Origin of the sequence: Candidatus Palauibacter polyketidifaciens (assembly GCF_947581785.1) — a bacterium.
Classification (GTDB): domain Bacteria; phylum Gemmatimonadota; class Gemmatimonadetes; order Palauibacterales; family Palauibacteraceae; genus Palauibacter; species Palauibacter polyketidifaciens.
Genome location: NZ_CANPVO010000039.1, coordinates 104,510 through 119,164 on the forward strand (window position 1 = coordinate 104,510; position 14,655 = coordinate 119,164).

Here is a 14,655-nt window from a genome sequence, read left to right on the forward strand (position 1 = left end):
GGCGGCTCGAGGGGGCGCCGGGGTCACGACAACCCGGCGACCGAAGTATGTTGCCGGATGAAGGAAACCAACGACGGCGTGCTGGAGTTTCCGGCGGCGACCGGGTCCCGCGCGCGCGGACGGGTCAGGGTCGGCTACCTCGGGCCGCCCGGAACATTCAGCGAGCAGGCGGCGCGGACCTACGACCGGGCGGCGCGCCACGTCGCGTTCCGGGACATTGCGGGCGTCGTGCAGGCGGCGGACAGCGGGGACGTCGACGAGGCCATCGTCCCGCTGGAGAACAGCACGGAGGGCCCCGTCACGCTCACGACGGACCTCCTCGTCCACCACACGGACCTCCGGATCCGGCGCGAAGTCATCCTTCCGATCCACCACTGTCTGCTGACGGAGGGCAGCGTCGATCTCGACGAGGTGAAGGTCGTCTATTCCCATCCGCAGGCGATCGCCCAGTGCCGCGCATCTCTGGCGCGCCTGGTACCGAACGCGGAAGCCGTGGCGTCGCTGAGCACCGTGAGCGCGGTGCAGGACATGCAGATCGAGGGGCCGGGGGCGGCGGCCATATCGAGCTGGCGGGCGGCCGAGGTCCTCGGCGCCTTCGTGCGCGCATCCCCCATCGAGGACGTGCCGGGAAACCGCACCCGGTTCGTCGTGCTGGCGCGGAAGGACCACGAGCCGACCGGGAGGGACAAGTCGTCGATCTGCTTCGACTTCGCGGCGGACGGACCGGGCACGCTCTACCTGTCGCTCGGTGAACTGGCGGACCGCGGGATCAACATGCTCAAGATCGAATCCCGGCCCGCGAAGAGCAGCCTCGGGCGGTACATCTTCCTCATCGACCTGGAGGGGCACCGCACGGACCCGCTCGTGGCGGAAGCGCTGGACCGAATCAGGGAGCGTGCGTCGTCCTTCAAGATCCTGGGTTCCTACCCGAAGGCGGCGACACCGGAAACCTGAGAAACCGGGTTCGTTATCCCGCGACCCTCGGCGGCGTTCCCAGTCGCGTCAGATTCGTCCCGAGGACGCCCTCCACGGCGGCGGCCCGGGCGAGGAGTTCGAGGTCCGTGCCGGAGGGTCCCATCAACTGCAGACCCACGGGCATGCCTTCACCGTCCAGCCCGGCGGGAAGCGAGATCGCGCACATGTCGAGCATGCTGGCGGGGCAGGTGCCGGAGAGCATGGCGCGGTTAGCCTTCCGGTAGGCGTTGAGTCGGGCGAGCGCCGCGAGCGGCGGCGGCGAGATCGGGAGCGTGGGCGCGGCGAGGAGGTCGATCCGTTCCGCGTCGAGCCGGGCGTGAAGGTCGGTCGAGAGTCGGCGGCGGTGCTGGTGAGCGGCGATATACTCGAGCGCCGGCACCCCGGTCGCCGCCTCCAGCCGCGTTCCGATGATGGGATCCAGCAGCGGAATCCAGGCCGGCAGTTCACGTTGCAGGAACCCCACGAATTCGGGCTGGACGATGGGTCCGGAGAGGTAGCGTTCCGCGGCTTCGTCCAACTCGGGAGCGTCGAGCTCGAGCACGTCCGCGCCGGCGGCGCGCAGCTCTTCCAGCGCACCCTCGACCACGGCGGCGATCGCGGAGTCGGCATCCGTCCACAGACGGCAAGCGGGAACCCCGATCCTCAGCCCCGAAACCTCTTCCGGGACCGGGTCGGCCGGCGCGTCGCCGGTGCGCGCGAGCGAGTCGATCGCGCGGAAGGCGTAGCGCAGGTCCTCCACGGTGTGGGCGAGCATCCCCACCGTGTCGAGTGAGGGGCTGAGAGGGACGACGCCGGTCGTCGGCCAGCGGCCGGTGGTGGGACGGAGGCCCACGACGCCGGTCGCCGACGCGGGGATGCGGATCGACCCCCCCGTGTCCGTGCCGAGGGCGATCCGGGCCGAACCTTCCCACAGACTCACCCCGGCGCCCGCCGACGACCCTCCCGGGGCCCGGTGATCGACCGGATCCCACGGGTTCACGGGCGTCCCCGTGTTGGGGTTCAGCCCGACTCCGCCGAAGGCGAACTCGACGGTGTGCGTCTTGCCCGTGAAGATGGCGCCCATCCCGCGCAGCGACGCCACGAGGAACCCTTCGGGCCAAGGGGGGAGCTCCCGCTTCGTGCCGGCGTACAGCGAGTATCCGTCGAGGGCATACAGATCCTTGACGGATACCGTGACGCCGGCGAGGGGGCCCGGATCGTGGCCGCGGCCGGCGGCGTCGTCGATGGCGTCGGCCTGCCGCCGCAGCGCCCCGGCGTCGAACGCGATGTACGCGTTCAGATCGCTGGCCTCGTGGCGACGGATCGCGGCGTCCGCCTCGCCGCGCGCCCCCCCGAGACCCCCTCGGACGTCCGCCGCGACGCGTCGAATGGGCGTGTGAGTCACTGGTGTCATGTCCCGAAAGTACCTCGGGTTATTCGATCCGGTACTTCATGCTGGCGCTCACCGCCCAGTATCCAAGCCGAGAAAAATCCAGCGTGGAGACGTAGGGTGTGACCCCGTCCGCGTGCACGGGCGCGTGGCTTCGAATCGTCGTCCACTGCGCGTCCACGCTGAAGTCGGGGGCCTGCACCCAGCGGCCCTTCAGGCCGATGGAGACCTGATCGGAGAGGGCGTAGTCCACGCCGGCCAGGAGCTGGAATCCCAGTCCGATCTCGGCGACGTCCGTCGACAGCTCGCTGACCGTTCCCGCCGCCGCGCGCTGCCAGTCGGGCGACGCGCCAGGCTCGGCGCGCGATCCGCCGAAGACCTCGAGGTAACCCTCCGCGATCGACTTGCGTGCGAAGCCGAGGTAGTAGCGGTAGGCGACCTGGGAGAGCCCCCCTCCCACCCCGAGGTAGGGCGTCAGGCGGCCCCCCGTCGGCAGCGACCAGGTGAGGTTGGCGAAGAACTGCCGACCCCGGAACTCGGAGATGTCCCCCCAGGGCGGGCGACCGGGACTCCATTCCGTCTCCTTACCGGTGATCGCGGCTCCCGCCTGCGTACCGAGCATCAGCAACGTGTTGTGGATGATCTGGTGCCGCTGCAGCGCCTCCAATTCGACACTGAGCGGCCCGAGCGAGTACCCGACGGCAACGCTGCCGGTGAGGCCCCACTCCGGGTCGTAGGAATACACACCGCCCAGGTCCGAGCCGGCGAGGCAGCCCGCGTCCCGGGGCGCGTCGGCCAGATTCGGGTACAGCAGCCGATCGCAACGGGTGGGGCTGTTGGGCCCGGACAGCGTCGACTCGGTAGCGGCTCCCTGCGCGAAGCCGACCCCCATGGACACGTAGAGCCCGCGCGACCCCTGCGCGGAAAGGGTCGAAGCCCCGGCGAGCATCGCCGCGGCGAGGAAGGTCCCGGCCGCGAAGATCCGCCGCCGGCTTGATCCTGAATATCGCATCATCGTTTCTGCTCTCATATGGAGTTTGTGGCTGCTTCCAGAGGGAGGCAGCGGAAATGGCCTACACTAAAGTTCCGCGAGCACCGCAGCGGCCCGATCAACCTCGTTTCCGGGCGTGCTGACGAGCGCGCCCGCCACGTGAGGCCGGATCGCATCCAGCACCTCGCGGGCCACGGCGACACCCTCGCGCGCGGCCGCTTCGACGCCGTGCGCCTGTGCCCCCGCCATACGCTCCAGCACCTCCAGCGGTACATCCACGCCGGGCACCTCGTGCGCCAGAAACTCGGCGTTCTCCAGCGACAGAGGGGGCCACAGGCCCACGAGGAGCGGGACGCCGAAGCCCTCGATCTCGCGCGCGAAGGCGAGGAAGTTCTCCAGGTCGAAGATGGGTTGCGTGACGGCGAAGTCCGCGCCCGCCTCGGCCTTCCAGGCAAAGCGCCGGATCTCTTCCTCCGGGTCGACGGCGCCGGGGTTCACGGCAACGCCCTTCACGAACGAGGTCGGGGCCCCGATCGAACTCCCGCCCGGATCGAGGCCGAGGTTTAGCTGCCGGACGATGTTCGTGAGTCCGATGCTGTCGATGTCGTACACGCCGCCGGTGTCGTAGGGTCCGCCGCGCGGGGGATCGCCGGTGATGAGGAAGACGTTGCGGAGACCGGCCGCGGCGGCGCCCAGGAGGTCGCTCAGCATGCCGAGCATGTTGCGGTCGCGGCAACTGTAGTGCGGGACCGTCTCCATGCCGAGTTCGCGCTCGACGACGATCGCGGCGGGAAGCGAGGCGACGCGGCTCCGGTGGGCGGGGCCGTCGACGATGTGGACGGTGTGCACGCCGGCGTCGCGGAGCCGGGCGGCTCCCGCCACCAGTTCGCCCGGGTCCCACCCGTGCGGCGGCGTCAACTCCGCCGCCCCGACGAACTCGCCGCGCGCCAGGCGACGTCCGAGTGCCGAGCGGTCCGCGAGCGGAGGTGGCTCCGCCGCTTCGCGGCCCCCCGCGTCGCTCGGGGAGGAGACGGATACGCGAGCCGGCCCGGGGCCGTCGGTGCCGAGCAGCGTCGCCGTCAGTCGCGTGTGTTCGGGCGACGTGCCGCAGCACCCTCCCACGAAGCGGGCCCCCGTCTCCACCATGCGCCGTGCGTAGCGGGCCATGTATTCCGGACTCGCGAGGTAGATCTTCCGGTCCCCGATGTCGCGCGGCAGCCCCGCGTTGGGCGACGCGGACACCGGCCGCGATGTCGCCGCCACCATCCGCTCGACGCCCAACAACATCGAGGAGGGCCCGACCGAACAGTTGAGGCCGATGACGTCCGCCCCCGCCCCCTCCAGCGCCGCCGCCGCGGCTTCGATCGTGGCACCGTACTCCGTGTGGCCCGCGTCCCCGAAGGTCATCTGCGCGAAGACCGGCGCATCCCCCGCGACCCTCCGCACCGCCCGCACGGCCTGCAGCAGTTCGTCGAGATCGGAGAACGTCTCGAGCATGAAGCCGTCGACGCCGCCTTCCGCGAGCCCGGCGACCTGTCGTCCGAAGAGGTCGGCCGCCTCATCCACTGACGTGGGGCCCCAGGGTTCGATGCGGATGCCGAGCGGGCCGATCGCCCCGAGCACTTCGGCGCGCCCTCCGGCCGCCTGCCGGGCCAGGCGCGCGGCCCTCACGTTGATCTCGTGCACGGACGGCTCGAGGCCGAACGGTTCGAGTTTGACGGGGTTCGCCCCGAAGGTGTTCGTCTCGATGAGTTCCGCCCCGGCCCGCACGTAGTCGGCGTGGACGCCAAGTACGAGGTCGGGCTCCGAGAGGTTCAGTTCGTCGTAACACTGGTTCACGAAGACGCCGCTCTCGTAGAGCACCGTGCCCATCGCACCATCGATCAGGTGGACCCCGTCTCCCGCGATCCACTCCCTCAGCCGGCCGCTCATGCCGTCGCCTCCGGAACCGGATCCCGGTCGTACGCGAGGTTCGGCGAAAGGCGGCGCTCCGCCTCGGTGAGCGAGATTCCGCTGCGTGCGGCGTAGTCCTCCACCTGGTCGGCCCCGATGCGGCCGAGGCCGAAGTACCGGGCCTCCGGCCGCGCGAAGTACCACCCGGACACCGAGGCGGCGGGGTGCATGGCGTAGTTTTCCGTGAGGGCGATCCCGATTCGACGCTCCACCTCGAGAAGGTCGAAGAGGAGCGCCTTCTGCGAGTGGTCTGGACACGCCGGATAACCGGGGGCCGGACGGATCCCGACGTAGCGCTCCGCGATCCGCGCCTCGTTGTCGAGCCCTTCGTGCGGGGCGTATCCCCAGATTTCCTTCCGCACGATCTCGTGCAGACGCTCCGCCAGCGCCTCGGCCAGCCGGTCGGCGAGTGACTTCGCGAGGAGGCTCTGGTAATCGTCCGCCGCCGCCTCGAAGCGGGCGCAGAGGGCCTCCAGGCCGATCCCGGCCGTCACGGCGAAGGCGCCGCTCCAGTCGGTGGCGCCCGAGATCTCGGGCAGGACGAAATCGGCCAGGCTGACGTTCGCACCCGATGAGCGGTCCATCTGCTGCCGGAGGTGCGGAACCCGCAGCAACTCGCGGCGGCCGCCCTCCGGAGAGAAGAGGACGAGGTCGTCGCCCCGCGCGCTGGCCGGATACAGCCCCGCGACCGCCCGCGCCGTCAGGGACTCGTCGGCGACGATCCGGTCGAGCAGCCCGCGGGCATCATCGTACAGCGACCGCGCCGCCGCCCCTCGTTCGGGATGGTCGAGCAGCGTGGGGAAGCGTCCCTTCATCTCCCATGTCTGGAAGAAGGGGGTCCAGTCGATGTATTCGACCAGTTCCTCCAACGGGAACGGGTCGTACACGTGCACGCCGGGTTCCCGGGGGGACGGCACCGCCACGGCCGCGTCGACCGAAAGCCGGTTCGCGCGGGCCCGCTCGAGCGTGGCGAGCGGGCGCCTCCCCTCGCGGTACTCGGCCCGCACGCGCCGGTACTCGGCGCGGGTCCGCTCCACGAACTCCGCTCCGTCGCCGCCCAGGAGCTTGCCCACGACCCCGACGGCCCGCGAAGCGTCGAGCACGTGCACGGTCGCCCCCGAGTACCGTTCCTCGATCTTGACGGCGGTATGCTTCCGCGAGGTCGTCGCGCCTCCGATGAGGAGGGGCACCGCGAACGCCTCCCGTTCCATCTCGCTCGCCACCCGCACCATCTCGTCGAGCGACGGCGTGATCAGGCCGCTGAGCCCGATCGCGTCCGCGCCGTGGGCCCTCGCCTCCGCAAGAATGCGGTCCGGGGGGACCATGACGCCGAGATCCACGGTGTCGTAGCCGTTACACTGCAGCACGACGCCGACGATGTTCTTCCCGATGTCGTGGACGTCCCCCTTCACCGTCGCGAGGAGAATCGTCCCCTTCCCCTTCCGGGCCACCACTTGGGAACCGGAGTTGGCACCCGCCGCGGAGGTCGCCCGTGCCGCCTTCTCCGCCTCCAGGTGAGGGACGAGGAAGGCGACGGCCCGCTTCATCACGCGCGCCGACTTCACGACCTGGGGCAGGAACATGCGACCGCTCCCGAACAGGTCGCCGACGCGGTTCATCCCCGCCATGAGCGGCCCCTCGATGACCTCCAGCGCCTTGCCGTACAGGAGACGGGCCTCCTCGGCGTCCTCTTCGATGTGTTCGACGATCCCTTCCACGAGCGCGTGCTCGAGCCGCGTCTCGACGCCCTCCGAACGCCAGGCGTCGTCCACCCGCGTCTCGATCCCTTCGTCCCGGATCCGGCCCGCGAGATCCGTCAGCCGCTCGGTCGCGTCGGGCCGGCGGGCGAGGAGCACATCCTCCACCGCTTCGAGCAGTTCCGGGTCGATGTCGTCATAGAGCGGAAGCCGTCCCGCGTTCACGATCCCCATGTCGAGTCCGGCCGCGATCGCGTGGTACAGGAAGGCCGTGTGCATCGCCTCCCTCACGGCGTCGTTTCCCCGATAGGAGAAGGAGATGTTGCTGATTCCGCCGCTCGTCATCGCGCCGGGGAGTTCGTTCTTGATCCGGCGGACGGCCTCGATGAAGGCGACCCCGTACCCGTCGTGTTCCGCGATCCCCGTGCCCACGGCGAAGACGTTGGGATCGAAGATGATCTCCCCCGGACGGAACCCGGCGCCGAGCAGGAGGCGGTAGGCGCGGGCGCAGATCTCCAGCTTGCGGTCCACAGTGTCCGCCTGCCCCCGTTCGTCGAAGGCCATGACGATGACGCCGGCCCCGTAGCGGCGGATGAGGGCCGCCTGCTCGAGAAACGCCTCCTCCCCCTCCTTGAGCGAGATCGAGTTCACGACCGCCCTTCCCTGCGTACACTTCAGCCCCGCCTCGATGACCTCCCAGCGCGAGGAGTCGATGACCGTCGGGACGCGGGCGATGTCGGGTTCCGCCGCGATGAGGTTCAGGAAGCGCGTCATCGCGGCCTCGGAGTCCAGGAGACCCTCGTCCATGTTCACGTCGAGGAGTTGCGCGCCGTTCAGCACCTGGTCGCGCGCGACCTCGACTGCTTCGTCGAAGGCGTCCTCACGGATCAGCCGCGCGAAGCGGGCCGAACCCGTGACGTTGGTGCGCTCGCCGATGTTCACGAACAGCGTGTCGGGCCGGATCGCGAGCGGCTCGAGACCCGAGAAGCGGGGCAGCGGATCGATCAGGGGCACGGGTCGCGGCGGCACACCGTTCATGCGCTCCGCGATCGCCCGGATGTGTTCCAGCTCCGTCCCGCAGCAGCCGCCGACGAGGTTGAGGAGCCCGCGATCCGCGAAATTGCCCAGCAGGTCGGACATATGGGCCGGCGTATCGTCGTATCCGCCGAACTCGTTCGGCAGGCCCGCGTTGGGGTGGCAGCCCACGGGAACGTCGGCCACGGCGGAGAGTTCCGCGACGTAGGGCTCGAGTTCCTCGGCTCCGAGCGCGCAGTTGAGACCGACGAAGAGGGGGTCGGCGTGACGGATCGAGAGCCAGAACGCCTCGACCGTCTGCCCCGAGAGCGTGCGTCCCGACAGGTCCGTGATCGTCCCCGACACGGCGATGGGGATCTCTTCGCCAAGCTCCGCGCCGACTTCGAGGATGCCGCAGATCGCGGCCTTCGCGTTGAGCGTGTCGAACACCGTCTCGACGAGCAGCACGTCGGCGCCGCCTTCCAGCAGCCCCTCCGCCTGCAGGCGGTACGCGGCGGCCAGTTCATCGAAGGTGACGGCGCGGAAGGCGGGGTCCTCCACGTCCGGAGAGAGGGACGCCGTCCGGTTCGTCGGACCCAGGCACCCGAGTACGAAGCGGGGACGGGTCGGGTCCCTGCGCGTGAAGTCGTCGGCGGCCCGGCGTGCGAGCCGCGCGGCCGCCACGTTGACTTCGCGGATCAGGTGCTCGTTGCCGTGTTCGGGCGAGATGCCGTAGTCCGCCTGGGAGATGGCCTGGGCGTTGAACGTGTTCGTCGTGATGAGATCGGCCCCGGCCTCCAGGTAGCTGCGGTGGAGGGACGCGATGTCGTCGGGACGGGTGACGCACAGCACGTCGTGGTTCCCGAACAGCGGCTGCGGATGGCCCGCGAGCGGGCCCGCGCGATAGGCCGCCTCGTCGAGGCCCAGCCGCTGGATCATCGTTCCCGTGCCGCCATCCATCAGGAGGATGCGCCGGTCGAGCGCCTCCCGAATCTGTGCGACGCGTTTTCTTCGGCCTTCGGACACGACGTTCACCCCAAAAAAAAGCCCGGTCGCCAAAGAATCGCGCCCGGGGCGTGGCTCTTTAGCGATTGTTTTGCGTGGCTGCAATCCGCCTCAAATCACCACGTCCGGATTCCCCCGGCAGACGCCAAACTAGCGCTCTCGCGGCGCCGACGAAACTTGGATCGGACTCCATTAAACGATGTCGCGGGAAGATGTGTCTGGCCTTACATGCAAAACTGGCGTCTGGCGAGCCGCGCGGTGCTCCTCTCCGCGGCTCTCGCGATAAACGGGGTGGGGTGGGGGCTTCACGGGCAGCAGGAGGGGCTCTCACCGCCCGAAGGACCCGAAGCGACCGTCTTCAGGGGAGGCGTGTATCCGGCGGCCGTGGACGCGGTGCGCCGCGAGGGCGCGCTCTCGATCGACGGCCGACTCGACGACCCGGCGTGGCAACCGGCCCCCATCATCACGGACTTCGTCCAGGGCGTCCCGCTGGAGGGAGCGGATCCGTCGGAGCCCACCGAGGTCCGGGTCGTGTTCGACGACGGCGCGATCTACGTCGCCGCCCGCTTGTACGAGAGCGACCCAAGCGTGATCCGGGCGCGTCTCACCCGCCGGGATGAACGGGGTTCCTTCGATTCCTTCAAGCTCTCCCTCGATCCGAACCGGGACGGGCTGACCGGCTACGAGTTCGAGGTCAGCGCCGCCGGCGCCGAGACGGACCGGTACCTGTTCGGCGATACGCAGGAAGACGTGAACTGGGACGCGATCTGGGACTCCGCGGTGCAGGTCGACGACCGAGGGTGGACGGTGGAGATGCGGATCCCGCTCTCCCAGATCCGCTACGAAGCCCGCCCCGGCATGCAGACGTGGGGCATCAACTTCGAGCGGCGGCGTCTCGAGACGAACGAAACGGACTACTTCGCCCTGCAGTCGCGCACGGCCCGGGGGCGAGTCAGCCAGTTCGGCACGATCGACGGCCTGCAACTCCCCCGATCGAGCCGGAGGTTCGAGGTCCGGCCCTTCGCCGTGTCCCAGTACCACACCGCCCCCGCGACGCCCGGGAACCCGCTGTTCGACGGCACCGAGATGGAGCCGCGCGGGGGGCTCGACATGAGCATGGGGATCGGCTCCGCCTTCAGCCTCGATGCGACGGTTTATCCCGACTTCGGCCAGGTGGAGGTGGACCCCGAGGTCATCAACCTCACGGCGTTCGAGACGTTTTTCCCGGAGAAGCGCCCCTTCTTCGTACGCGACGCGCAGATCTTCACCTTCGCCGGCTCGCGCGGCGGCCGCTTCGGTGGCGGCAAGGCGCTCTTCTTCAGCCGGCGGATCGGACGGGAACCGCGGGGATCCGGACCTTACGAGGCGGACTTTCACGACGAGCCCCACGTGACGTCGATCCTGGGGGCGGCGAAGCTCACGGGCAGAACCCGGAGTGGTCTCTCCGTAGGCGCCCTGGCGGCGGTCACCGGACAGGAGATGGGGCAGGCGTTTTTTGCCGAGGATGATTCCCTCGGAAGGTTCGTGGCCGAGCCCCAGGCCGAGCACGCGGTCGTTCGGCTGCAGCAGGATTTCCGCGGGGGCGCGAGCAAGATCGGCGTGATCGGCACCGGGCTCAAGCGGGAGCTCCCGGGAGACGGATCGTTCGATTTCCTCCCCTCCGAGGCGTTCAGTTTCGGGGTCGATTTCGAACACCAGTGGGGCGGACGCCGCGGCCGCGACTATCGTCTGTGGGGGTTCTACTCGGGCAGTCTGGTCCAGGGATCGAGCGATGCGCTCCTCCGGCTGCAGCGCAATCCCACGCATTACTTCCAGCGCCCCGACGCGACCTACCTGGCGGTCGACTCCACCGCTACTTCCATGTTCGGGAGCGACTGGCGGGTACAGCTCGAGAAGGAGGGCGAGCACTGGACCTGGGGCACATGGGCGGGCCAGCAGACACCGGGCTTCGAGGTCAACGACTTCGGTTTCCTCACGACCGGCGAGCGGCTCGACGTGGGAGCCCGTATCGGATACCGGGAGATCAGGCCGGGCAACCTGTTCCGAAACTACAACATAAGCCTCTTCACCTACCACAACTTCCGTCACTCGCTGCTGGAGAAGGTGTGGGGTCCGGACCATTTCCGCCGGTCCTACGACACGGGCGCGGCGTGGATGAGCGGAAGGTTCACCTTCCTGAACAACTGGGCCTTCAACCTCAACCTCTCGTATTCGCCCGAGTCCCAGTCCGACACGCAGACCCGCGGCGGTCCGCTCATGACGGAACCCGCGGAGTTCAACGTGCGGGTGGACGCGAACACGGATCGGAGCCGGTCGTTCCACGTGTCGCCGCGTTTCTCGTACCGCGTGGCGGCGCAGGGCCGGGGGCACGACTTCAACACGGGCCTGAACATCTCCTATCGGCCGCTTCCGAACTGGCGGTTTTCGCTGAGCCCGAACTACACGGACAGGCGGGATGCAGCGCAGTACGTGACGCGGACGAGCACCCTCGACTACCTGCCGACATACGGGACGCGATACCTGTTCGGAGACCTCCAGCGGACGGGATTCTCGATGGAGACCCGGCTGAACGTGTCCTTCACGCCTAACGTCAGCCTCCAGCTCTATGCGCAGCCGCTCCTCTCCGCGGGTGACTATCTCGGCTATCGACAGCTCGAGGCCCCCGGATCGTTCGACTTCGTCGAATACGCCGAGGGGCGGGCCTACCGCTTCAACGGCGTCGTCACCGGCTGCACGGACGGGACGACGTGCGCCTTCAACGGCTCGCGCTATTTCGACTTCGATGGCGACGGCACGCTGGACTACTCCACCCGGGACCGCGACTTCAACATCCGTTCTCTGCGCGGCAACGCGGTGTTCCGCTGGGAGTACCGCCCGGGTTCCGAGCTCTTCCTCGTCTGGCAGCACGCGCGCCGCGAGAGCGTCCCGCTCGGCAGTTTCGACCTCAATCGGGACCTGGAGGGGCTGTTCCTCGCGCCGGCCGAGAACGTCTTCATCGTGAAGGTGAGTCACTACCTCTCCATCTGACCCGCCCCGCCGAGCCCGGATTCTGGCGCGAGCCGTGCGGCAACGGCTAACGTCCCGCTAACTGACCGGGTCTTTCCGCGGCTGATGGACCCCGACCGTACGGGGTTCCCGCGCCGACACCGGATCGGGCCCGGAGTGATGAGTTGCGGAGCGACCCACCCCACGGAGACGAACGCCTTGCCGATGAGTCCTCTGTGCCTGACGGACGTCACGCTGCGGGAGATCGAACTCCCGCTCCGGGAGCGGTTCATCATCTCGTCCGGATGGGTCGAGAACCGCCGCATCCTTCTCCTTGAACTCCGCGACGAGAGCGGCGCCACGGCCTGGTCGGAGTGCGTGTGCGGGGAGGAGCCGAACTACTCCCCCGAGACCGTGGACACGGCGCGGCTGGCGTTGCGGCGATGGCTGTTGCCGCGGGTGCTGGGGCGGGAACTCGAGAGCCCGGAGGCGGTCAAGCCCCTTCTGGACGAGGGCGTTCAGGGCCACCCCATGGCCAAGGCCGCGATCGAGATGGGCATCTGGGGCCTGAGCGCGGAAGTCCGGGGCGTCTCGCTGTCGGAGCTCGTCGGAGGGACCCGGGAGCGGGTGCCGACGGGCATCTCGCTCGGCCTCCAGCCTTCGCCGGCCGCGCTCGTCGAGAAGGCGCGGCAGGCGGTCGAGCAGGGCTACGGGAAGATCAAGCTCAAGATCAGCCCGGAGAAGGACATCGAGTACGTCGCGGCGGTGCGCGAGGCGCTGGGGCCCGACCGTGAACTCGCCGTCGACGCGAACGCCGCGTACACGCTGGACGACACGGACCGCCTGGCGGAACTCGACGGTTTCGGACTGATCATGATCGAGCAGCCGCTGGCCGCAGGCGATCTCGTGCGCCATGCCCGGCTCCAGGAACGGCTCGCCACCCCCGTCTGCCTCGACGAGTCGATCGTGGACCCGGCGTCATGCGAGGACATGCTGGCGCTCGGCAGCGGGCGGATCGTGAACATCAAGCCGGGTCGCGTCGGCGGGTTCCGGAACTCCCGGGAGATCCACGACATCTCGGCGCGGGCCGGGGTCCCCGTCTGGTGCGGGGGGATGCTCGAGAGCGGGATCGGACGCGCCTACAACGTGGCGCTGGCTTCGATGGCAAACTTCCGGCTTCCCGGCGATCTGTCGCCGAGCGCCCGCTACTGGGATCGCGACGTCGTCACCCCTGAGTGGACGATGAGCGCGGATGGCTTCGTGACGGTGCCGCGCGACCGGCCCGGGATCGGCGTCGAGGTGGACATCGAGCGCGTGGAAGCGCTGACGCGACGGAGCGAGACGGTCGCCGCCCCCGGCGTCCGCGTTCCGGCGTGACGGAGTTTCGCGCGATCGAGACGCTCGAGGAGTGGCGTGCGTGCGTACGGCTCCAGGAGATGACGTGGGGGGAGGGGTTCTCCGACATCGTTCCCGCCTCCGTCCTCCAGGTCTCGCAGAAGATCGGCGGCTTCACGGGCGGGGCGTTCGAGGGCGGGCGCATGATCGGCTTCGTCTATTCCCTGCTTGGGCGGTTCGAAGGTGTCCCCTCTCACTGGTCGCACATGCTGGCCGTGGAGCCGTCCGCGCGCGGGCGGGGCCTGGGCCGCGACCTGAAGCTCTTTCAGCGGGAGTCTGTCCGGTCCGATGGCATCCACACCATCTTCTGGACGTACGACCCCATGGTCGCGCGCAACGCACACTTGAACCTGAACCGGCTCGGTGCGACGGTGCTTCGCTACGCGCCGAACATGTACGGCGCCGATACGGGGAGCCCCTTGCACGCGGGGGGGGAAACCGACCGGTTCATCGTGCGCTGGGATCTCGACGGCCCGGAGACCCGCCGGGCCCTCGACGACGGAGCCCGGCGCTCGGCCCGGCGGCTCCACGTGCCGCTTCCGGATCCGGCATGCGTCGTGCCCCGGCCGGGAGGAGGCGGCGCGGCGGAGGTCGGACTGCCGGGTGGCGACGAGGTCTACGTCGAGGTTCCGGCGGATGTCGAATCGCTGCCACCCGGCGGGTCGCTCGTGCGGTGGCGCGAAACGGTGCGGGACGCGTTCCTGGCCTATCTCAGGAGGGGATATGCGGTGGAGAGCCTTGTCAGAAATCCCTCGACGGACCGGTGTTTCTATGTCCTGCGCCGCAACTGATCACGTGAGCCCGCCGGTCGCGGCGACCCGCGGCCGGATGTGGGCGGCCGGCATCCTGGGGCTCCTCGCGCCTCTCGCTCCGGCGGCTGCCTCGGCCCAGAGCCCGTATTCCGTCGAGGACATCCTCTCCGCGCCCTTCGCCACGGATCTCACCGCCGCGCCGGTCGGAGCCGCTTTCGCCTGGGTCCGTTACGACCGGGGCGTCCGCAACCTCTGGGTCGCCGAGGGCCCGGAGTACGTGGGTCGCCGGCTCACGGACTGGAGCGAGGACGACGGTCAGGATCTGTCCCAGCTCCGGTTCACGCCCGACGGGCGTCAGGTCATCTTCGTGCGCGGAGGCGGGCCGAACCGGTCCGGTGAGATCCCGAACCCGCGCTCCGATCCCGAACCGGCGACGCAGATGGTGTGGGTGGCGGGGCTCGACGGGACCTCGCGGCCGCTCGCTGAAGGGAGTGCCCCGGCGATCGCGCCCGACGGACG

Annotated in this window: 8 protein-coding genes, 1 pseudogene and 1 riboswitch; of the genes and pseudogenes, 5 read left to right on the plus strand and 4 right to left on the minus strand. The window is 69.4% G+C overall.

Annotation, left to right across the window (positions count from 1 at the left end; all coding sequences use genetic code 11):
- Positions 1-57 precede the first annotated feature (57 nt).
- Positions 58-954, plus strand: coding sequence for a prephenate dehydratase (gene pheA, locus RN729_RS10975; protein ID WP_310784721.1), 897 nt, complete (start codon positions 58-60; stop codon positions 952-954).
- 13 nt (positions 955-967) lie between these two features.
- Here the strand turns inward: pheA and RN729_RS10980 are convergent, their stop codons facing one another.
- The 4 genes from RN729_RS10980 to metH all read right to left on the minus strand — a co-directional run bounded on the left by RN729_RS10980 (position 968) and on the right by metH (position 9,025).
- Positions 968-2,368, minus strand: coding sequence for an amidase (locus RN729_RS10980; protein ID WP_310784722.1), 1,401 nt, complete (start codon positions 2,366-2,368; stop codon positions 968-970).
- A 19-nt stretch (positions 2,369-2,387) separates the two neighbouring features.
- On the minus strand, positions 2,388-3,359 hold the full coding sequence (locus RN729_RS10985; protein ID WP_310784723.1) for an outer membrane beta-barrel protein: 972 nt from the start codon (positions 3,357-3,359) through the stop codon (positions 2,388-2,390).
- A 63-nt stretch (positions 3,360-3,422) separates the two neighbouring features.
- Positions 3,423-5,267 (minus strand): bifunctional homocysteine S-methyltransferase/methylenetetrahydrofolate reductase, encoded by a 1,845-nt coding sequence (locus tag RN729_RS10990; RefSeq protein WP_310784725.1) that lies wholly within the window; start codon positions 5,265-5,267, stop codon positions 3,423-3,425.
- Positions 5,264-9,025, minus strand: a complete 3,762-nt coding sequence (gene metH / locus RN729_RS10995) for a methionine synthase (RefSeq protein WP_310784727.1) — start codon at positions 9,023-9,025, stop codon at positions 5,264-5,266. Before metH ends, RN729_RS10990 begins: the two co-directional genes overlap by 4 nt.
- A gap of 38 nt (positions 9,026-9,063) precedes the next feature.
- Positions 9,064-9,137, minus strand: a riboswitch (SAM riboswitch).
- 95 nt (positions 9,138-9,232) lie between these two features.
- Between metH and RN729_RS11000 the strand changes: the two genes are divergently transcribed.
- The 4 genes and pseudogenes from RN729_RS11000 to RN729_RS11015 all read left to right on the plus strand — a co-directional run.
- Positions 9,233-12,031, plus strand: a complete 2,799-nt coding sequence (locus RN729_RS11000) for a DUF5916 domain-containing protein (RefSeq protein ID WP_310784729.1) — start codon at positions 9,233-9,235, stop codon at positions 12,029-12,031.
- Positions 12,032-12,214: 183 nt separating this feature from the next.
- On the plus strand, positions 12,215-13,366 hold the full coding sequence (gene menC / locus RN729_RS11005; protein WP_310784731.1) for an o-succinylbenzoate synthase: 1,152 nt from the start codon (positions 12,215-12,217) through the stop codon (positions 13,364-13,366).
- Positions 13,363-14,175: a GNAT family N-acetyltransferase gene (locus tag RN729_RS11010; protein WP_310784733.1), complete on the plus strand. Its 813-nt coding sequence runs from the start codon at positions 13,363-13,365 to the stop codon at positions 14,173-14,175. Before menC ends, RN729_RS11010 begins: the two co-directional genes overlap by 4 nt.
- A 4-nt stretch (positions 14,176-14,179) precedes the next feature.
- Positions 14,180-14,655, plus strand: a pseudogene (locus RN729_RS11015) (S9 family peptidase); the annotation flags it as partial.

What these genes read in the sequence shown, in the direction of transcription:
- RN729_RS10980 (WP_310784722.1), bottom strand. Translation starts at nt 2,368, where the DNA reads ATGACACCAGTGACTCACACGCCCATTCGACGCGTCGCGGCGGACGTC.
- RN729_RS10985 (WP_310784723.1), bottom strand. Translation starts at nt 3,359, where the DNA reads ATGATGCGATATTCAGGATCAAGCCGGCGGCGGATCTTCGCGGCCGGG.
- menC (WP_310784731.1), top strand. Translation starts at nt 12,215, where the DNA reads ATGAGTCCTCTGTGCCTGACGGACGTCACGCTGCGGGAGATCGAACTC.
- RN729_RS10990 (WP_310784725.1), bottom strand. Translation starts at nt 5,267, where the DNA reads ATGAGCGGCCGGCTGAGGGAGTGGATCGCGGGAGACGGGGTCCACCTG.
- pheA (WP_310784721.1), top strand. Translation starts at nt 58, where the DNA reads ATGAAGGAAACCAACGACGGCGTGCTGGAGTTTCCGGCGGCGACCGGG.
- RN729_RS11000 (WP_310784729.1), top strand. Translation starts at nt 9,233, where the DNA reads ATGCAAAACTGGCGTCTGGCGAGCCGCGCGGTGCTCCTCTCCGCGGCT.